This is a genomic window from Acidibrevibacterium sp. (assembly GCF_049965395.1).
Taxonomy (GTDB): Bacteria; Pseudomonadota; Alphaproteobacteria; order Acetobacterales; family Acetobacteraceae; genus Acidibrevibacterium; species Acidibrevibacterium fodinaquatile.
The window spans coordinates 99631-119180 of the sequence record NZ_JBMFWJ010000001.1 but is presented as its reverse complement, the minus strand read 5'-3'; the positions used below and the strand labels follow the sequence as shown (position 1 = coordinate 119180).

At 62.8% G+C, this 19550-nt stretch carries 18 protein-coding genes and 1 tRNA gene; 13 read left to right on the top strand and 6 right to left on the bottom strand.

Annotated features, from left to right (window positions below; translation table 11 throughout):
- The first annotated feature begins 35 nt into the window (after positions 1–35).
- From secY to ACP5M5_RS00535, 8 genes are all read left to right on the top strand, one after another.
- Positions 36–1379 (top strand): preprotein translocase subunit SecY, encoded by a 1344-nt coding sequence (gene secY, locus ACP5M5_RS00570; protein ID WP_114911482.1) that lies wholly within the window; start codon positions 36–38, stop codon positions 1377–1379.
- Positions 1379–2053: an adenylate kinase gene (locus tag ACP5M5_RS00565; RefSeq protein ID WP_427934862.1), complete on the top strand. Its 675-nt coding sequence runs from the start codon at positions 1379–1381 to the stop codon at positions 2051–2053. Before secY ends, ACP5M5_RS00565 begins: the two co-directional genes overlap by 1 nt.
- A 222-nt stretch (positions 2054–2275) precedes the next feature.
- Positions 2276–2653 carry a 30S ribosomal protein S13 gene (gene rpsM / locus ACP5M5_RS00560; protein WP_114911484.1) on the top strand — a complete coding sequence of 126 codons (378 nt, stop codon included), beginning with the start codon at positions 2276–2278 and terminating at the stop codon, positions 2651–2653.
- Between the two features lie 85 nt (positions 2654–2738).
- Positions 2739–3134: a 30S ribosomal protein S11 gene (gene rpsK, locus ACP5M5_RS00555; RefSeq protein WP_114911485.1), complete on the top strand. Its 396-nt coding sequence runs from the start codon at positions 2739–2741 to the stop codon at positions 3132–3134.
- Positions 3135–3229: 95 nt separating this feature from the next.
- A complete protein-coding gene (locus ACP5M5_RS00550; protein WP_427934941.1) occupies positions 3230–4249 on the top strand; it encodes a DNA-directed RNA polymerase subunit alpha in 1020 nt (339 codons plus the stop codon).
- A gap of 19 nt (positions 4250–4268) precedes the next feature.
- Positions 4269–4700 carry a 50S ribosomal protein L17 gene (rplQ, locus tag ACP5M5_RS00545; protein ID WP_427934861.1) on the top strand — a complete coding sequence of 144 codons (432 nt, stop codon included), beginning with the start codon at positions 4269–4271 and terminating at the stop codon, positions 4698–4700.
- 212 nt (positions 4701–4912) lie between these two features.
- Positions 4913–5003, top strand: a tRNA-Ser gene (locus ACP5M5_RS00540).
- Positions 5004–5066: 63 nt separating this feature from the next.
- Complete coding sequence (locus ACP5M5_RS00535; RefSeq protein ID WP_427934860.1) at positions 5067–5786, top strand: transglutaminase-like domain-containing protein; 720 nt, start codon at positions 5067–5069, stop codon at positions 5784–5786.
- A gap of 94 nt (positions 5787–5880) precedes the next feature.
- On the opposite strand, the gene ACP5M5_RS00530 is transcribed toward ACP5M5_RS00535, so the two are convergent.
- From ACP5M5_RS00530 to ACP5M5_RS00505, 6 genes are read right to left on the bottom strand one after another with little or no spacing between them, the layout of a single operon-like run.
- Positions 5881–6693, bottom strand: a complete 813-nt coding sequence (locus ACP5M5_RS00530) for an ATP-binding cassette domain-containing protein (RefSeq protein WP_427934859.1) — start codon at positions 6691–6693, stop codon at positions 5881–5883.
- Positions 6686–7558 carry an ABC transporter ATP-binding protein gene (locus ACP5M5_RS00525; RefSeq protein ID WP_427934858.1) on the bottom strand — a complete coding sequence of 291 codons (873 nt, stop codon included), beginning with the start codon at positions 7556–7558 and terminating at the stop codon, positions 6686–6688. Before ACP5M5_RS00525 ends, ACP5M5_RS00530 begins: the two co-directional genes overlap by 8 nt.
- A complete protein-coding gene (locus ACP5M5_RS00520; protein WP_427934857.1) occupies positions 7555–8406 on the bottom strand; it encodes an ABC transporter permease in 852 nt (283 codons plus the stop codon). The genes ACP5M5_RS00525 and ACP5M5_RS00520 overlap by 4 nt, the downstream gene beginning before the upstream one ends.
- A complete protein-coding gene (locus ACP5M5_RS00515) occupies positions 8399–9409 on the bottom strand; it encodes an ABC transporter permease (protein WP_427934856.1) in 1011 nt (336 codons plus the stop codon). Before ACP5M5_RS00515 ends, ACP5M5_RS00520 begins: the two co-directional genes overlap by 8 nt.
- 60 nt (positions 9410–9469) lie before the next feature.
- A complete protein-coding gene (locus ACP5M5_RS00510) occupies positions 9470–11068 on the bottom strand; it encodes an ABC transporter substrate-binding protein (RefSeq protein WP_427934855.1) in 1599 nt (532 codons plus the stop codon).
- The gene (locus ACP5M5_RS00505) at positions 11043–12617 is read right to left on the bottom strand and encodes a phytoene desaturase family protein (protein WP_427934854.1); all 1575 of its coding nucleotides are present in this window, start codon (positions 12615–12617) and stop codon (positions 11043–11045) included. Before ACP5M5_RS00505 ends, ACP5M5_RS00510 begins: the two co-directional genes overlap by 26 nt.
- Positions 12618–12736: 119 nt before the next feature.
- Between ACP5M5_RS00505 and ACP5M5_RS00500 the strand changes: the two genes are divergently transcribed.
- From ACP5M5_RS00500 to ACP5M5_RS00480, 5 genes are all read left to right on the top strand, one after another.
- Entirely contained in the window at positions 12737–13558 is an 822-nt protein-coding gene (locus ACP5M5_RS00500) for a cyclase family protein (RefSeq protein WP_427934853.1), read from the top strand.
- A gap of 4 nt (positions 13559–13562) precedes the next feature.
- Positions 13563–15146: a phytoene desaturase family protein gene (locus tag ACP5M5_RS00495; protein WP_427934852.1), complete on the top strand. Its 1584-nt coding sequence runs from the start codon at positions 13563–13565 to the stop codon at positions 15144–15146.
- On the top strand, positions 15143–15640 hold the full coding sequence (locus ACP5M5_RS00490; protein WP_427934851.1) for a MarR family winged helix-turn-helix transcriptional regulator: 498 nt from the start codon (positions 15143–15145) through the stop codon (positions 15638–15640). The genes ACP5M5_RS00495 and ACP5M5_RS00490 overlap by 4 nt, the downstream gene beginning before the upstream one ends.
- A 199-nt stretch (positions 15641–15839) precedes the next feature.
- Positions 15840–17990 carry a thiamine pyrophosphate-dependent enzyme gene (locus tag ACP5M5_RS00485; protein WP_427934850.1) on the top strand — a complete coding sequence of 717 codons (2151 nt, stop codon included), beginning with the start codon at positions 15840–15842 and terminating at the stop codon, positions 17988–17990.
- Positions 17987–19543 carry an indolepyruvate oxidoreductase subunit beta family protein gene (locus tag ACP5M5_RS00480; protein ID WP_427934849.1) on the top strand — a complete coding sequence of 519 codons (1557 nt, stop codon included), beginning with the start codon at positions 17987–17989 and terminating at the stop codon, positions 19541–19543. The genes ACP5M5_RS00485 and ACP5M5_RS00480 overlap by 4 nt, the downstream gene beginning before the upstream one ends.
- The last annotated feature ends 7 nt before the right edge of the window (positions 19544–19550 follow it).

Below are 19550 nucleotides of genomic sequence, written 5' to 3'. Positions count from 1 at the left end.
GAAAGCAAAGGGGCGGGCATGATAAGGAAAAGCGCATGGCGTCGGCAGCCGAGCAACTAGCGTCCAGCCTCAATCTTGGCGTTCTCGCCAAGGCGACCGAGCTCAAAAAGCGCATCTGGTTCACCCTCGGTGCGCTGATCGTTTATCGTGTCGGCACGTATATTCCGCTGCCCGGGGTTGATACCTCGGTAATGGGCGAACTCATGGCCCAGCATGGCGGCGGCATTCTCGGCATGTTTGACATGTTCACCGGCGGCGCCTTGCGGCGGATGACCGTGTTTGCCTTGAACATCATGCCCTATATCAGCGCGAGCATCATCGTTCAGTTGATGTCGGCGGCGCTGCCGTCGCTCGAAGCCCTGAAGAAGGAGGGTGAGAGCGGGCGCAAGAAGATGAACCAATATACCCGCTATCTCACCGTGGTGATCGCCATGTTTCAGGCCTATGGCATCACTTTGGGGCTGGAGAGCATGCGCGGCAGTTTCGGTCCGGCCGTCATCGATCCTGGCTGGTTCTTTCGTCTCAGCGCGGTGGTGACGCTGGTCGGTGGGACGATGTTCTTGATGTGGATCGGCGAGCAAATCACCGCGCGTGGTATCGGGAATGGCATTAGCCTGATCATTTTCTCAGGGATCGTCGCCAATCTGCCGCATGCGCTGGCAAGCCTGCTCGAACTCGGGCGAACCGGGGCGTTGTCGCCGGTGTTCATCGTTGGTTTCATGATCATCGCGATTTTGGTGATTGGTTTTATCGTGTTCATGGAGCGGGCGCATCGGCGTGTCGTGGTGCAATACCCGAAGCGCCAAGTGGGTAGCCGGATGTTTGGCGGCGAGTCCACCCACATGCCGCTCAAACTCAATACGTCAGGCGTCATTCCACCGATTTTCGCGAGTTCCATCCTCCTCATTCCGGCAACCATCGCGGGCTTTTCGCATGGCGGTGGGCCGATTTGGGTGAACTGGATCGTGAGCCAACTCGCCCATGGCCAGCCGCTCTATATGGCGCTTTATGCTGCGCTGATCATCTTTTTCGCCTATTTCTACACGGCCGTCGTGTTCAATCCGCAGGAAACGGCGGATAATCTCAAAAAATATGGCGGTTTTATTCCCGGCATACGCCCTGGCAACGCGACGGCGGAGTATTTCGATTATATTCTAACGCGGCTGACCACCATCGGTGCGATCTACGTTGCGGCGGTGTGTCTGCTGCCGGAAATTCTGATCAGTCATTATGGGGTGCCGTTCTATTTCGGTGGCACCAGCTTGATGATCATCGTCTCCGTGACGATGGACACCATCACCCAGATCCAATCACACCTCCTTGCCCATCAATATGAGGGGCTCATTCGCAAGGCGCGGGTGCGCGGGCGGGTGCGCTGATGACGGCCAAAAGGGGGCTTAACCTCATCCTGCTTGGCCCTCCAGGCGCCGGGAAAGGCACGCAGGCGAAGCGGCTCGAAGAGCGTTACGGTATTGCGCAAATTTCAACCGGAGACATGTTGCGCGGCGAGGTCGCCGCCGGGAGCGAGATCGGCAAGAAGGCGAAGGCGATCATGGAAGCCGGCGAATTGGTGCCGGATGAGATCATTATCGCCATGCTCTCGGCGCGGATTGCGCGGCCGGATTGCGCGAAAGGCTTCATTCTCGACGGTTTCCCGCGCACTGTTCCGCAAGCGGAGGCCCTCGACGTCATGCTCGGTGAACATGAATTGACGTTGAGCGCGGTGATCGAACTCAAGGTTGACGACGCGGCGCTGGTCGAGCGCATCGCCGGGCGTTTCATCTGTGCCACCTGCGGCGCAGGGTATCATGACGTGTTCAAGCCGCCGAAAATTCCGGGCCATTGTGATGTGTGTGGTGGCACGACCTTTAGCCGCCGCGCCGATGACAACCGCGACACGGTTGCCGCGAGGCTCGCCGCCTATCATCGCCAGACGGCGCCGATCTTGCCTTATTATGCGGCGCAGGGGCGGCTCTATAGCGTCGATGGCATGGCTGCGATTGACGACGTGACAGTGGCGGTGGAACGGGTTTTGTCTGGCCTTGAGGCGTAAATCACGAAAAAATGATCGCACAAGATTGACAGCTAAGTACTGGCTTGTATAGTGCGCGCCTCACACGGCGCCCCGGGGAATGGGGTGTGTTCGGGTGTGGGGAAAGTTAAGGCGGAAAGTTGGGCGACCTGGGCGCATTGGCGTTGCGGGGTGCGGTTCTTGTTTTTGACAGGCATGGGTTATGTCGGCTGAGTTTGGCCGGCTGGTGAGGAGTGAAGAAGCGTGGCGCGCATCGCTGGGGTGAATATTCCAACCAATAAGCGGGTAACGATTGGCCTTCGCTATATTTATGGCATTGGTCCGGCGAAGGCGGCGGAAATCTGTTCTGCGCTTGGGATCCCGGACGAGCGCCGGGTCAATCAGCTCAGCGATGATGAGGTGCTGCGTATCCGTGAATTGATCGATCGCGAATATCGCGTCGAGGGCGATCTGCGGCGCGAGGTGGCGATGAACATCAAGCGCTTGATGGATCTCGGCTGCTATCGCGGGCTTCGCCATCGTCGTGGCTTGCCGGTCCGTGGCCAGCGCACCCACACCAATGCCCGCACGCGCAAAGGCAAGGCGGTCGCGATCGCCGGCAAGAAGAAAGTGACGAAATAGCGCTTGCCCCTATTTTGGCGCCTCCGCGCCCTCGCCATCATCCCGCCCTCGCCATCATCCATAGCCGACCGATAGGACAAAATTCATGGCCAAGCCCGCCCAGGCCGCGCGCCCGCGCAAGAAGGAACGCAAGAATATTATCTCTGGCGTTGCTCATGTCGCGGCAACGTTCAACAATACCATGGTGACCATCACCGATTCTCAAGGCAACGCGATCGCGTGGTCCTCGGCGGGGAGTCAGGGATTCAAGGGTAGCCGTAAATCGACGCCCTATGCCGCGCAGGTGGCTGCGGAAGAGGCGGGTCGCAAGGCGCGCGAGCACGGGATGGAAACCTTGGAGATCGAGGTCAGCGGCCCGGGTTCTGGGCGCGAAAGCGCTCTTCGCGCGTTGCAGGCGGTCGGTTTTGCGATTACCGCCATTCGCGACACCACCGCCATTCCGCATAATGGCTGCCGCCCGCGTAAGAGGCGTCGCGTCTGATCGTCGCCTCCGCTCGGGATCTCGGCTCGGAGATCTGCGGCAGCGAGGTAAAGTTCCGCGCTTTCGTGAGCGCATTCATTGCAGATGAGGCAAGCGTGGTCATCCAGAGAAACTGGCAATCGTTGATCAAGCCGGAAAAGCTGGAAGTTGAATCCGGCGCGGTTCCGTCCTGCGTTGCAACCATCATCGCCGAGCCGCTCGAGCGTGGTTTCGGCATGACGCTCGGCAACGCTATTCGTCGTGTTCTGCTCTCGTCGTTGCAGGGCGCCGCGGTGACTTCGGTGCAGATCGACGGTGTGTTGCATGAGTTCAGCAGCATTCCCGGCGTGCGTGAAGATGTCACCGATATTGTGCTCAACATCAAGCAGCTTGCGCTTCGCATGCATGGCGAGGGGCCGAAACGCATGGTGCTTTCGGCAACGGGGCCGGGCGAGGTCAAGGCGGGGCAGATCCAGACCGGGCATGACATTGAAATCATGAACCGCGATCTCGTTATCTGCACTCTCGACGACGGTGCTAAGCTCGGCATCGAATTCACGGTCCAACTCGGCAAAGGCTATATCGCGGCCAGTCAAAATCGGCAGGAAGACAGCCCCATCGGCCTCATTCCGGTGGATGCGATCTTCTCGCCGGTCCGGCGGGTTTCTTACAAGGTTGAGCCGACGCGTGTCGGTCAAGTCACGGATTATGATCGGCTGCTTTTGACGGTGGAGACCAATGGTGCCGTCACCCCAGAGGATTCGGTCGCGCTGGCTGCGCGTATTTTGCAGGATCAGCTGCAGCTCTTCATCAATTTTGACGAGCCGCAGCATGTTCGGTCTGATGAGCCGCAAGATAATCTGCCGTTCAACCGCAACATGCTGCGCAAGGTCGACGAACTCGAACTCTCCGTCCGCAGTGCGAATTGCTTGAAGAACGACAATATCATCTATATTGGTGATCTTGTGCAGAAAAGCGAGCAGGAAATGCTACGGACGCCGAATTTTGGCCGCAAATCACTAAATGAAATCAAAGAAGTGCTCTCGACCATGGGGCTTTCTCTGGGCATGACGGTGCCGGGTTGGCCACCGGAGAATATCGAAGATATGGCCAAACGGCTCGACGAGCCGTTCTAAGCCTGCGGGGAGAAAGACCATGCGCCACGGGATCGCCGGCCGCAAGCTCGGTGTCACTTCAAGCCATCGCCACGCCATGTTCCGTAATATGGCGGTGGCGCTGCTCAAGCATGAGCAAATTACCACGACGTTGCCGAAGGCGAAGGAACTGCGCCCGGTTGCGGAGAAACTGATAACGCTCGGCAAACGCGGTGGCTTGCACGCCCGCCGTCTCGCATTAGCCGAATTGCGCGACCAAAAAATTGTTGCCAAGCTGTTTACTGCGCTGGCGGATCGCTACAAGTCGCGCGCGGGAGGCTATACCCGCGTCTTGAAAGCCGGCATTCGCCATGGCGATGCCGCTGCGATGGCGGTGATCGAGCTGGTTGATCGCGATCCGGCGGCCAAAGGCCAAGATAGCGGCCCGCGGCAATTCGATAATGATGACGCCACATCTGCGGCGGAGGCATGAATGCGCTCGAGTATGACGACCGACGCCGAGTCCAGCGCCGCCGCTTCGTGACGCGACAAAACGAGCAGTATGAACGGAAACGGATGCAATAGGGAAAATCCTTCGCGCAGTGTCGGGATGATGCGCGAGATCATTAGACCACGATTTGATGAGACGGCCGGATGCTTCCGCAATGCGTTCTCCTGTTCTTCTCCATGGGTAGGGGAGGATTGGGATGGGTGGCCGAGCGGTTTAAGGCAGCGGTCTTGAAAACCGCCATACGTGAAAAGCGTATCGTGGGTTCGAATCCCACCCCATCCGCCACGGATAATGGAGTGATATTACGTTATTTAGGCGCTTTCCCGTAACGCAATGGATGCCATCGACATGCAGTCTTCCCCCGGTTTGGCCCAAGCCCACAGCGCTGCGGCCACAGGGCGCGCGGTGCGCCCCAGCGCCGCCGATCTCGCCCCTGGCCGCTTCGTTGACAGCGACCATCCGGCGATCGTCGCTTTCGCGCGCGCCCATGCCGACGAGGAAGATACGCGGTTGCGGGCGGTTGCGCTTTATTATGCCGTGCGCGATGAGATCCGCTATGATCCTTATCGGATCGATCTCAGCGAGGACGGGCTCAAAGCCAGCCGCTCCCTCACCCTCGGCTATGGGTTTTGCATCACCAAAGCCGCCCTGCTCGCCGCCGTCGCCCGCGCCGCCGGCATCCCCGCGCGGCTCGGCTTCGCGGACGTGAAAAACCACCTCACCAGCCCTCGGTTGCGCGCCACGATGCAAACCGATGTCTTTGTTTTTCATGGCTATACGGAGATATTGCTCGACGGGCGGTGGGTGAAGGCGACGCCTGCCTTCAACCGCTCACTCTGCGAGAAGGCCGGGATCCTGCCCCTCGAGTTCGATGGACGGGAGGATTCGGTGTTCCATCCCTTCGATGCCAGCGGCCGCCGGCACATGGAATATGTCCGCACCCGTGGCAGCTTCAGCGATGTGCCGCGCGCCGAAATCCTCGCCGCTTTCGCCGAGGCTTATCCGGCAAGCGCGATCTGGACTCAGGCAGAGGGAGATTTCGAGACCGAGGCACGCGGCGGCGACTGACGGCCGGAGGCGCGCTCTTAAGGCGCGGGCTCACAGTCACACCGCCAAACCCGGCGCCAGCCGTGTCGTCAGATGCCCGCGTGAGAAATCCAGATTAATGATGCCAGTTCGGCTGATCGGGGTCGGGCAGCGGGATCGCGTCCAGCAACCCACGCGTATAGTCATTCTGCGGTGCCGAGAAGATCTCGGCGGTTGGCGCCATTTCCACAATCTCGCCCCGATGCAACACCATCACGTTGTCGCAGAGGCGCCGGATGACGGAGAGATCGTGGCTGATGAAAGCCAATGTCAGCCCCAACGCCTTCACCAAATCCTCAAGCAGGTGGAGCACCTGCGCCTGGCTCGAGACATCGAGGCCGGAGACGATCTCATCGGCGAGGATGAATTCCGGCCGTAGCGCGATGGCACGCGCAATGCCGATGCGCTGACGCTGGCCGCCCGAAAGCTCGTGCGGATACCGGCTGCGAAAGCTGCGCGGCAGGCCGACAAGATCGAGCGCCTCGTCCACCCGGCGTTCAATCGCGTCGAGGCCATGAAGACGAAGCGGTGCAGCGATGATGCCACTCACGCGGCGGCGCGGATTGAGCGAGGATAGCGGATCCTGGAAAATCATCTGGAACCGACGCCGCAGCGGCCGCAACGCGCCTTCGTCGAGATGGGTGATGTCGCGCCCATCGAAGACGATGCGCCCGTCGGTCGGCTCCAAAAGCCGGATAAGCGTGCGGCCGAGCGTCGATTTGCCTGAGCCCGAACCGCCGACAATTCCAAGCACGCTGCCGCGCCCGATCTCGAACGCGAGGCCGCGGAGAATCTCAATCCGGGGGGCGGGCCGAAACAAAGGTTTGGCGGTCAGATCGGGCAAGGAAAGATGAAGGTTTTGGACCTCAAGCAACGCCCGCTCAGACATGGCGCCATCCCCGGTCGGCCGCCGCTATCTCGGCCTGCACAGCGGCCAGCACCGCCGTTGGCACCGGCATCAAGCTTCGCTCCGGATCGGTATATTTTGGCGTTGCCGCCAGCAGCGCCGCGGAATAAGCGTGCTGCGGCGCGCGGAAGAAATCTCCGACGGGCGCGTCCTCGAGTATTTTGCCGGCATACAGCACGGATAGATTCTGGCAGATTTTCGAGACCACACCGAGATCGTGGGTGACGAATAAAAGCGCCGTGCCGTGACGGGCCTGCATGCCGGCGATGATTTTCAGGATCTGCTTTTGCACCGTGACATCGAGCGCCGTCGTCGGTTCGTCGGCGATGATGAGGCCGGGCTCGGCCGCGAAGGCCGAGGCGATCAGGATACGCTGACGCATACCACCCGACAGTTCATGCGGATAGTTGCGCATCACCCGAGCCGGTTCGGGGATATGCACCTCGGCCAGCAGCTCGCGCGCGCGCGCCTCGGCTCGCGCGCGCGTCCAACCGAGGATATCAACCAGCCGGTCAGTGATCTGCGGCCCGATCCGATGCGAGGGGTTGAGCGCGGTCAGCGGATCCTGTGGGATCAACGCCGTCGTCTGACCGATGCGATGGCGGCGTCGCGCGGGAGGCAGCGACAGAAGATCGACGCCCGCGAGAAGGATCCGGCCCTCGACCACTTCCGCCGCGCGCGGCAGAATGCCGAGAACAGCCTTGCCGATCATGCTTTTGCCGGCACCGCTTTCGCCGACAAGCCCCCTCACTTCGCCCCTCTCCACCCGCAGCGAGACCGAACGCAAAAGCCGCGGGCCGTTTTTTAGGGCGACACTGAGATTGTCGATTTCGAGAAACGCGCTCACCGCAGCACCGGATCGAAGCGATCTTTGAGGCCCTCGCCGAGCTGGCTAAAGCCGAGAACGGTGAAGAACAACGTGATCAGCGGGAACACCAGCACCCACCACGCCTGATAAATCGTCGTGCGCCCTTCAGCGATCATGCCGCCCCAGCTCGGCGCATCCGTCGAAATCGAGAGGTTCACGAACGACAAAATCGCTTCGACAATGATGGCAATGCCCATTTCCAATGACAGCAGAGCGACGATCGTCGGCAGGACGTTGGGCAGGATTTCCGTGATCAGCGTGTGGCCTCGGGAAAATCCCGCGACATGCGCGGCGGCGACATAGTCCATCGCGCCCTGGTTCATCGTCTCGGCCCGGATCACCCGGGCAAAGCGGGTCCAATCGATCACCACAATCGCGATGATGATCGCGCGCAGCCCAGGGCCGAGCACGGCAACCAGCAGGATCGAGAATAGGACTGGCGGAAACGCCATCCAGATATCGACGAGGCGCGAGATGACGCGGTCGCCCCAGCCTCGATAAAAACCGGCGACAAGGCCAAGACAAGAGCCGACGACGGCGGTGAGTGTGCCGGCGATGAAAGCCACCTGCAGAGCGATCCGGCCACCCCAGATGATCCGGCTGAGCACGTCGCGGCCAAGGCTGTCGGTGCCGAGCCAGAAGCCGGGCTCGGCCTCGTGGTTCCAGAAGGGCGGCAATTGCCGCGATAGCAAATCCTGCGCCAGTGGATCTTGCGGCGCGACCAGCGGGGCGAAGACGGATAGGATCAGCACCCCCAAAAGCCACCCCGCCGATAGCCAGAGCCGCGCCCCGGCCCGCCGCCTTGCCGCCCCACGTCCGTCAAACATGGCGCAGCCTCGGGTTGAGCGCGGCATAGGTAAGATCAACGATAAGGTTGACTGCGGTAAAAATCACCGCAAAGCAGATCACAATCCCCTGGATCAGCGGCAAATCACGGTTGATCACCGCATCGATCGCCATGTTGCCGAGCCCCTCATAGGAAAACAATCGCTCAACGATCACCGTGCCGCCGATCAGGAAGGTGAACTGAACCCCGGTCAGCGTCAGGGTCGGCAGGAGCGCGTTGCGCAAAGCTTCGCGCAGGATGACGCGGGTTTCGCCGTAGCCCTTGGTGCGGGCGAGCGTGACATAGTCGAGTTCCATCGTTTCTTTGAGGGATTGCTTGAGTACTAGCCCGATGATCGCCGCGAGCGGCAAAGCGAGCGACAGCGCTGGCATGACCATATGGGCGAGCAGATTGGCGGTAATGTCCAAACGCAGCCGCGCAAGACTCTCGATCAAATAGAACCGCGTGTCGAAGTTCAAATCGAGATCAGGCGAAATCCGACCCGAGATGCTAAACACCGGGATCAGCACGCCGAAAACGATGATGAGCAGAAGCCCCCATAGGAAATCGGGAATCGACAGCGCCGCACCGCTGATGACATCGACGACCGTTTCGATCCGAGTGTCGCGATAGCGGACGGCGATCAGCGCAGCCCCGCCTCCGATCAGGACGGCGATGACGAGCGCCATGCTGGCCAGTTCGAGTGTCGCAGGCAGACTGCCGAGCACGAGCCCGAGCACCGGCTGGCGAAGTGAGATCGAGGTGCCGAAATCACCACGCAGAACAGCGAGAAGCCAGATCACGAATTGCTGCGGGATCGATTTGTCCAACCCATACATCGCCTCGAGATGCGCAATATCGGCGCCTGTCGCGCCTGGCGGCAGCATCATGGCGATCGGGTTGCCAGGCACGACGCGGACGACGATGAAGACGATCACCGCGACACCAAACAATGTGACGGCGGTCGTCGCGAGGCGCACGAGAAAGCGAGTGAGAATTGCCAACGGTATGATCCGAATGATGCGGGGCAACCGGTGGGATCGCCTCGCCATGGCGTGGCTGGCTCAGGCGCGGGTCATCAACGCCGGCAACAGCGCCCCGGAGCCGTGCGGCACGACGTTCACCCGCTTATCAGCAAGGATCGGCTGCACATATTGCAGGATCGGCAGCACGTCACACTGCTCGGCGATGTAGCGGTCCACCGCCTTCCAGCCGGCGATCCGCTTCGCCTCGTCCTTTTCCGACCACAGCGGCCCGATCCGCGCATCGACATCCTCCGTTTTCCAAGACGAATGCGGCGAGGGCCCAAACATCGCGAAACCAACCGAGGTCGTCGGATCACCAATGGCATTGCCCCAGTCATAAAAGGCCGCTGGCGCGAGTTTGTGGGCGGCGCGCAGTTCGTAATGCTTGGCGATCTCATAAACCTCGATCTCGGCCTCGATCCCGACTTTGCGCCACATGCCAACGATCGCCTGGACCATCTCGTAATCCTTCGGCTTGTAGCCCTTCGTCGTCTCGATCTTGAATTTGACAGGATTTTTCGTCGAATATCCCGAGGCGGCAAGCTTCTCAATCGCGAGCTTCGGGTCAAACGGCACCTTGATCGAAGGATCATATGCCGCATAGCCCGGCGCTTCGAGGGTATCGATCGGCACGCCGTAGCCCGACAGCAAGCGGTCGATGATCAATTTCTTATCCACCGCATGGCAAACCGCTTGGCGGACGTTCCCATCTTTCATCACGCTGTCATTGTTGAGGAAGATCATGCCGATATCGGTGATCGGGTGGGCGTAGCCATGCAAGTTCGGCTTGCCTTTCAGCCGGTCATATTCCTCGAAGGGGATTTCCAGCGTGACATGGGCGTTGCCGGATTCGATCTGGGCCACGCGGCTTGCGGAATCTGGCACGAATTTGATCGTGACGGCCTCGAACTGCGGCTCGCCGCCCCAGTAATGCGGATTAGCCTTGAGCCGGACATAGGAATTACGTTCAAAATGTTCGACCATATAAGGGCCGGTGCCGATCGGCTTGGCTTCGAAGCCCGCGGCGCCGACTTTTTCGTAATAGGCTTTTGGCATGACATAGCCGGTCAGGAACGACATCCATTTGAAGATCGTCGGGTCGAACTGAAGCACGTCGGCGGTGATCCGGTTGCCATCAATTGTGAAATTCCCAATATTTTTCCAGGTGAATTGGATCGGGTTGCCGGTTTTCGGATCGGCCGCGCGCTCGAGGGACCAGACCACGTCCTCCGGGCCGAACGGCGAGCCGTCATGCCAGACGACACCGCTCCGCACCGTCATATGGATTTTCGTCTTGTCGGCGTTCCAGCCCCATTCCGTGAGCAATCCCGGCACGAAGCTCAGGTCCGGCTTCTGGAGAATGAACTGATCGAAGACCGACTGGTAGATGGCCTGAATCGTCGGGTTGACCGCGGATGGGCCAACCGTTGGATCCCAACTTGGCAGATTGACATTGTAGGCGATCACCAATTCCGTGATCGGCGCGGCAAATGCCGGCATGCCAACCGATCCGAGGGCTAGCGTGGCCCCTGAAAGCTTAAGCAAGGATCTGCGGGAAGGGTACGGCATTGGCATGTTCTCCGCTGGGTTGATGTTTTTTTGCAATCTTACGTCAGTTTCCGGCGAGGCGTCGGGCAAGCAGGAAGCCCGCCCCGGCACCGACCCCGGCACCGGGCCAAACGCCCGCGCCGGTGAGGTGAAGATTTTGGATCGGCGTCGAACCGTCGGCATGGCCACGCAGCGGCCGGAACAAGAAGTTCTGCGATAAATGATGGCTGCCGCAGATCTGATCGCCGCCGACGAGATTGGGATTGTCCGCCTGCAGATCGAGCGGACTTGCGACATAGCGGGCGATGATCTTCGCGCGCACCCCGGGTGCGTAGCGTTCCAGGATATCGAGTGCGCGCTCCGCCATCGCCGCCTTCGCCTCGCGCCAATCGGTCGCGGCGATCGTGCCGGCGGCATCGCCGCGGATCTCGGCCGGGACAATCCGCACCTGCATCCAGAGAATATGCTTGCCCTCGGGCGCGCGGCTCGGGTCGATCGCGGTGGGCTGGCCCACCACGACGATCGGCTCGTCCGGCAATAGACCGGCGCTGGCCTGCTGGTAGGTGCGCGCCATCTGGTCAAGCGACGGGGCAAGATGGACATAGGCGAATTCGCGCAATTCGGCGTCGGCCTGCCAATCGGGGAGATCTTCCATCGCGAGATGGATCATCAACGTGCCGGGCGCATGCGCAAACCGGGCGAGCCCGGCGTCAACCCGCGCATCACCAGTGCTGCCGCCGAGAAGCCGCGTCAGCGCATCGGGCGCGACATTGGCGATCACCGCCTTGCTCGCCGACAGGCGCCGCCCATCCGCGAGCCGCACCCCGCGCGCGCGACCGCCCGCATGCAGGATCTCGGTGACTTCGGCTTTGCACTCGATGGTGCCAGCGCGCGCCTCGATCATTCGGAGGAGAGGATGGATCATGGCGTCCGCCCCGCCTTTGCCGAGCACCATCCCGAACGATTGATTGGCCATGCCCTCAAGATAAGGAAACAGCGCGCCGCCCGCGATATCAGGAGCAAAATCGAGATGCATGCCCCAGGCGGCAAGCGTTGCGCGCAGTTCCTCGGACGCGAAAGTCTCGGCAAGCCAGACCCTCGGCGAGGACAACAGAAATCGAATGATGTCGAGGCCTCCGGAAAATCCTCTGTGCCGCCAAGTGTGAAATGCAAGCTTGGCAACCGCGCGAAGCGTCATCGGGCTGCCGAGCAAGGCGAAGAGATCATCCGCCATGGCCGGAAATCCGCGTGAAAGCTCATCCCAACGGGCCGCATCCGCTGGGTTCAGCGCCGCGATACGGCGCTTCGTCGCTTCGACATCGGTGCTGACGCCCATCCACTTGCCGCCCGGAAAAACCGAGGCGAAGCATTTCTGCGCCGGCGCGAAAGCCAGCCCGAGGCGCCGTAACTCTTCGCCATATGTCTTGAAAAAAGGCGATCCGGCAAACAACGACAGATTCATCGCGCCCCAATCGTGGCGAAAACCCGGGGCCGTCAGAGCCAAGGTCTTGACCGCGCCGCCAGGATCGGCGGCCCGCTCGAACACGCCGACGCGCCACCCCTTGGCGGCGAGATGCGCGGCGCAAGCCAGACTATTATGGCCAGCGCCGATCAGGATCGCGTCGTAGGAAGATGCCATCGCTGTCCCTGTTGCCTCGCGGACATATTTGCAAACACAAATAATCCTGTCTAGCATCATTCTGTGAGAAATCGCGCCGCAGCACAGGGATGGTCGTGGGGCGCTCCCGCGGGCATGCCATGGCGGCGGCGCAAAGCACAAGGGAGAACAGAATGACAGAAGCCGCGACATTGCGTGATCTCGCCGCCATGCTCGCTTCCGGCAAGATCGAAGTCGTCGATCTTTCGGGCACGCTCGGGCCAGACACGCCGCTTTTGAAGCTGCCGCCGGCATTGGCCAAAGACACGCCGAAGATCGAGATTCACAAAATCTCTGAATATGACAGCGACGGCCCGTTCTGGGCGTGGAATTGGCTCAAGCTCGGCGAACATTCCGGCACCCATTTCGACGCGCCGCACCATTGGATTACCGGCAAGGACTATCCCGACGGCTATACCGATACGATTCCGGTGAAAAATTTCATCGCCCCGGTCAATGTCATCGACTGCTCCGCAGAATCCGAGAAGAACCACGACTTCCTGCTGACCGCGGACGGCGTGAAGGCCTGGGAGGCGAAACACGGGGAGATCAAAGCCGGTGAATGGGTCGTCATGCGCACCGATTGGGACAAGCGGGCTCATTCGGAAGCGCTTTACCTAAACGCCGATGCCAACGGGCCGCATTCGCCGGGACCGACGCCTGATTGCATCGAGTATATTTTGGCGAAGGGCGTGATCGGCTGGGGCACGCAATGCATCGGCACCGATGCCGGCCAAGCCGGTGGGATGAACCCGCCCTTCCCGGCGCATCATCTTCTGCACAAGGCAAACCGCTACGGCCTTGCCAGCCTCGCCAATCTCGACAAACTGCCGGCCAAGGGCGCCATCCTGATCGCAGCGCCGCTGAAACTGGTGCAGGGCACCGGCAGCCCGATCCGCGCGCTGGCGCTGGTGGCGCGATAAGGCGATGCCGGACAGGGCGGCGCAGGCGTGGGATCACGTCATCATCGGCAGCGGTATCAACGCGCTCGTCGCGGCGGCGCGGCTGACCGGCAAGGGGGCCAGGGTTCTCATCCTCGAACGCGAGGACGAGGTGGGCGGCTGCATGAAAACGGCCGAGATCACCCTGCCCGGCTTCCATCATGACGTGATGGCCGCGACTTTCGTGCTGTTCCTGACCTCTCCAGCCCATGCCGCCCTGGGCCCGGCGCTGGCGCGACATGGGCTGATATTTTGCCACACGCCGCATCCGACCGCGGTTTTGCGCCCCGATGGGCGCGCCTTGGTGTTGACGATGGAGCGGGCAGCCAATGTCGCGGCGTTCGCGGCCCTCTCGCCCGGCGATGGCGCAGCCCATGCAGCGGACGTGGGCGAGATCGAGGCCGAGGCGCCGTTGCTGTTCGCGTTACTGGGTGGCGCGCTCTGGAGTTGGCGGACGCTCTGGCTCCTTGCGCGCGAGGCCTGGCGGCGCGGCCCACGAGGTTTGGCGGCGTGGATGGGCCGCGCGTTGATCCCGGCTCGCGCCTGGCTGGAAGCAACCTATGGCTCGGATATGGTGCGGGCGCTGTGGGCGCCGTGGGTGCTGCACACCGGCCTTACCCCGGACGCGGCCTATTCCGGCCAGATGGGCAAGATCATCGCCTTCGCCCTCGAAGCCGCCGGGGCGCCCATCGCCAAGGGAGGTGCCGGCGCGGTGGCGCGCGCCTTCCGTTCGTTGATCGAGGCGCAAGGCGGCGTCATCCGCACCGGCACCGATGTCGAACGGATTCTCGTCTCGAACCGGCGGGTGGCGGGCGTCGCCACGACCTCGGGCGAGGTGATCACGGCACCGTCCGTCATCGCCTCGGTCGCGCCAAGCCAGCTCTATACCCGCCTGCTCGGCGCGACCGATCTGCCCGAAGAGCGCGCCGCCGCGCGGCGTTTCCGCCACGGTCGCGGCAATTTCCAACTCCACTTTGCTCTCTCGCGGCCACCGGAATGGCTGACGCCGGGCCTCGATCGGGTTGCCCTGATCCACCTTTCGGACGGGATCGACGCGGTCTCCCAATCCGCCAACGAAGCCGAACGCGGGCTGCTGCCGGCAATGCCTACCGTCTGCGTCGGCCAGCCGCACCGGCTCGATCCTTCCCGCTGCCCAGACGGCCAGGCGATCCTCTGGCTGCAAATTCCCGATGCCCCTCGCGTCATCACGGGCGACGCCGCCGGCACCATCCCGACCACATCGGTGTGGACCGAAGCCATCCGCGAGGCCTTCGCCGATCGGATCGAGGCGATCCTCGCGCGCCACATCGCCAACTTTCCGGCGATCCGACTGGCCCGCCGCGCCTTCTCGCCGACGGATCTCGAAGCCATGAACATCAACCTCGTCGGCGGCGATCCCTATGGCGGAGCCTGCGCGATCGACCAGTTTTTCCTCTGGCGCCCCTTCGCGCACACGGTGAATGCCGAGACGCCGATCCGCGGCCTGCACCATATCGGCGCCTCGACCCATCCCGGGCCGGGACTTGGCGGCGGCTCGGGCTATTTGGTGGCGAAAAGGCTCGGGGCATGACCCGCGAGGTCAAATCGACCGCGGTCGCGCCGCCTCCCGCCGGCGTGCCGCGTCTGAGCGATATCGGCTTGCAGAATTTCGCGCCCTATCTCATGAACCGCATCATGGGCCGCTATAATGCCAGCCTGCGCGAGGAGATGGCGGCGCTCGGCCTGACGACGGCGAAAATGCGCACATTGGCGGTGCTTTCGGTGATCGATGGCCTTCAAATCAGCCGGCTCGCGGTCTATGCGGTCATCGAGACCTCGACCCTGAGCCGCGCCTTGGATGCGCTGGAATCCGAAGGGCTGGTGCGCCGCGAAGCCGACGCGAGCGACAGCCGCGCCAGCCGCGTTGCCATCACCCGGGCTGGCCGCGCCGCTTTCGACCGGCTTTGGCCGGCGATGGCGCAGAGTTATGCGCGGATGTTTGCCGGCATTCCCGAGAGCGAACGCCAGGCGTTCGTCGCCACGCTGCAAAAAATTCTCGCCAATATCCGAAAGCACGATTTCTGATGAGGCGACATCATGCCCGACCATCGCTCCAACGCCCTGCGGGGTCTCCGCGCATGCGGCGCAGCGGTCGTCGTCGGCCCAATCTCGATCAGCGACGATCCCGCCGGCGGGCAATCTCGTCGTGATTTTCGCGCGCACCATAAAGGCTGACACCCACGCTCGCGCTCGGCGAGCCATGACGTAAGGCCAGGAGAAGACGATGGCAGAGCGGTCATTCGCAGAGGAAGTCAAAAAGCTGCGGCTCGGTGACGGGGAGATTTTCACCGGCGAGGGGATCCTCGCCATCACCAAGGCACTTTTGGAATGCGGCGTCGGCTATGTCGGCGGCTATCAGGGGGCGCCGATCAGCCACCTGATGGACGTGCTGGCTGACGCGCAGGAAATCCTCGCCGAGCTCGGCGTGCGCTTCGAGGCCAACGCCTCAGAGGCCGCGGCAACGGCGATGCTGGCGGCCTCGGTGCATTATCCGATCCGCGGCGCGGTGACATACAAGGGGCCGGTCGGGCTCAATGTCGGCTCGGACGCCCTGGCCAATCTCGCCTCCGCCGGCGTGACCGGCGGCGCGTTGATCATCGTCGGCGAGGATTATGGCGAAGGCTCCTCGATCATGCAGGAACGGAGTCATGCCTTCGCGATGAAAAGCCAAGCCTGGCTGATCGACCCACGGCCGAACCTGCCCGCCATCGTCAAGGCGGTGGAACAGGGTTTCGCGCTCTCGGAGGCGTCGAACACGCCGGTGATGCTGATGATGCGCATCCGTTCCTGCCATGTCACCGGCAGCTTCAAAACGCGCGCGAACCGCCGGCCACCGATGACGGTGGCCGAGGCGCTGGCGAACCCGCGGAGTGATTTCAACCGCGTGGTGCTGCCGCCAATGTCTTACGTGCAGGAACAGGACAAAGTGAAAAACCGCTGGCCGGCGGCGCTGAAATTCATCCAAGCGCACGGGCTCAATGAACGCTTCGGGCCGGAGGAGGCGCCAGTCGGGATCGTCATGCAGGGCGGCATGTATAATGGCGTGATCCGCGCGCTGCAGCGTCTGGGGCTCGCTGATCTCCACGGCGAAAGCCCGATCCCGCTTTACGTGCTAGGCGTCACCTATCCGCTGGTAGCCGAGGAGTTTCTCTCCTTTTGCGCGGGCAAAGAGGCCGTGCTGGTGGTCGAGGAAGGCCAGCCCGATTTCATCGAGCAGGCCTTCGCCGCCATGCTCTACAAAGCCGGGGCACGGGTCGCCCTCCACGGCAAAGACGTTTTTCCGATGGCGGGCGAATATACCGGCCAGGTGATGCTCGATGGGATCGAGGGTTTCCTGCGCAAAGCCGCCCCCGCCTATCTGCCGGCGCAACGCCGTGCCCCCAATGCCGAAAAGCCGCCGCTCCCGGATCTCTCTAAAACCGTGCCGATCCGCCCGCCAGGTTTCTGCATCGGCTGCCCCGAGCGCCCGATCTTCGCCGCGCTGAAACTCGCGCAAGGCGAACTCGGCAAACACCAGATCGCCGGTGACATTGGCTGCCATCTTTTCGCCTCCCTGCCGCCGTTTGAGGTCGGCGGCGCGACGATGGGCTATGGCCTCGGCCCCGCTTCCAATGCGGCGTTTGACGGCGGCGGCGAAAAGCGGGCGATCTCGATCATCGGCGATGGTGGATTCTGGCACAATGGCCTCTCCTCCTCGATCGGCAACGCGGTCTTCAATAAATCCGATACGCTGACGGTGGTCGTCGACAACTACTACTCCGCCGCCACCGGCGGTCAGGATGTGCTGTCCTCGCGCGCCGATAATGCGACGAAATCGACGAAACACCCGATCACCGCGGCGCTGAAGGGCGTCGGCGTCGCGTGGGTTCGCGAGATCGACCGCACCTATGACGTGCCGAAAATGCTGGCGACGATCCGCGATGCGCTGACCAGCGACTATGCCGGGCCGAAGGTCATCGTCGCCTCGTCTGAGTGCATGCTGAACCGCCAGCGCCGCGAACGGCCGCTCCGCAACCAGGCGATCCGCGAGGGAAGGCGCGTCGAGGCGCCGCGTTTCGGTGTGGATGAGGCGATCTGCACCGGCGATCACGCCTGCATGCGGCTCTCGGGCTGCCCGTCGCTATCGCTGAAGGTGCTGGATGATCCGCTGCGCGACGATCCCGTCGCCGCGATCGACGCGAGTTGCGTCGGCTGCGGCAATTGCGGCGAGGTCGCCGATGCCGCCGTGCTCTGCCCGTCCTTTTATCGCGCCGATATCGTCCATAACCCGACGACGCGGGAGCGCAAAAGCGCCCGCTTGGCGGCGCGGATCATCGCCTGGCTGCAAACGCGGCGCGCAGCAAGGCGGCTCGATTTCGCGGGAGAGCCGGCATGAACGCCCCTTTCACCGCCGCGTCGCCCGATCCGCGTCTAGACGGCGTCCTCAAGCTCGCCATCATGGCGGTCGGCGGCCAAGGCGGCGGCGTGTTGACCAATTGGCTGGAAAGCGTTGCCCGCGCCAATGGCTATGCGGTGCAGGCGACATCGGTCGCGGGCGTCGCCCAGCGCACCGGCGCCACGATCTATTACCTCGAGATGGCGCCCGAGTCCGGGCGCGCCCCGGTCTTCGCGCTTTTGCCGGCGGCGGGCGATGTCGATGTCCTGGTCGCGGCCGAGATGATGGAGGCGGGACGCGCCATCCTGCGGGGTTTCGTGACCCCGGACCGCACGACGCTGATCGCCTCCAGCCACCGCGCGCTGGCGGTCTCGGAGAAGATCGCGCCCGGCCACGGCATCGCGAACGCGCGAGAGGTGATGGCCGCGATCGAAAGCGCCGCCCGCCGCCACATCGTCTTCGACATGGAGCGCATCGCCGCCGAAAGCGGCACGGTGATTTCGGCGAGCCTGCTCGGCGCCATCGCCGGTGCCGGCGTGCTTCCCTTCACCCGCGACGCTTTCGAGGCGGCGATCCGTGCGAGCGGCCGCGGCGAGAAGGCGAGTCTGGCCGCCTTCGCCAAAGCGTATGACATCGCGGCCGCCGGGGGCGAAGGCGCGCACGCCGATCGCCGCGCGCACGATGTCGCGCCCCCCGTGAGCGCCGTCAGCCCGGCCGGGCCGGCGCGGTTGCTCGCGGAATGGCGGGAACTCGCCGCCCGCGCCGCTTCCTTGCCCGAACCGGCGCGCGACATGGCGCTCGCGGGTTTGCGCAAAGTCGTCGATTTTCAGGATGTCGCTTATGGCCGCGCCTATCTCGAGCGGCTCGACGCGGTAAAGGCGCGAGACGATGCCGCGCGGGGCTGGCTTCTGACGCGCGAGGCGGCGAAATACATCGCCAACGCCATGGCCTATGACGACGTCATTCGGGTCGCCGATCTCAAAACCCGGCCCGATCGCTTCCGACGCATCGCCCGCGAGATGCAAGCGGATGAGGAAAAGCTGTTACATCTCATCGAATTCTTCCACCCACGGGCCGAGGAGTTGGTCGGGCTTCTGCCGGCGCGTATCGGCGCGGCGGTGGCATCGCGGCCGGGCTGGATGCGCTGGATCGATCGCCACTTCGGCAATGGGCGCCGCCTGCGCAGCGACCGGCTCTGGCCCTTTCTGCAGCTCTATCTTGTCGGCGGGGTGCGGCTCTGGCGGCGCGCGACGCTCCGCTATCGGCAAGAGCAGGCGCATTTGGAAAACTGGCTCGCCGCCGCCTTGGCTCATCTGCCGGCGGACTACGATCTCGCGGTGGAAACCCTCCGCGCCCGGCGGCTGATCAAAGGCTATTCCGACACCCATGCCCGCGGGGTTTCGAAATACGACCGGGTCATGGCGGGCATTACGCGTCTCGCCGGCCGCCCCGATGCCGCCGATTGGGCGCGGCGCCTGCGCGAAGCGGCGATGCGGGACGAGAAAGGCGATGCTCTCGACGGGATGCTGGCGACCATCCGATCTTTCCTCTGAACGATGG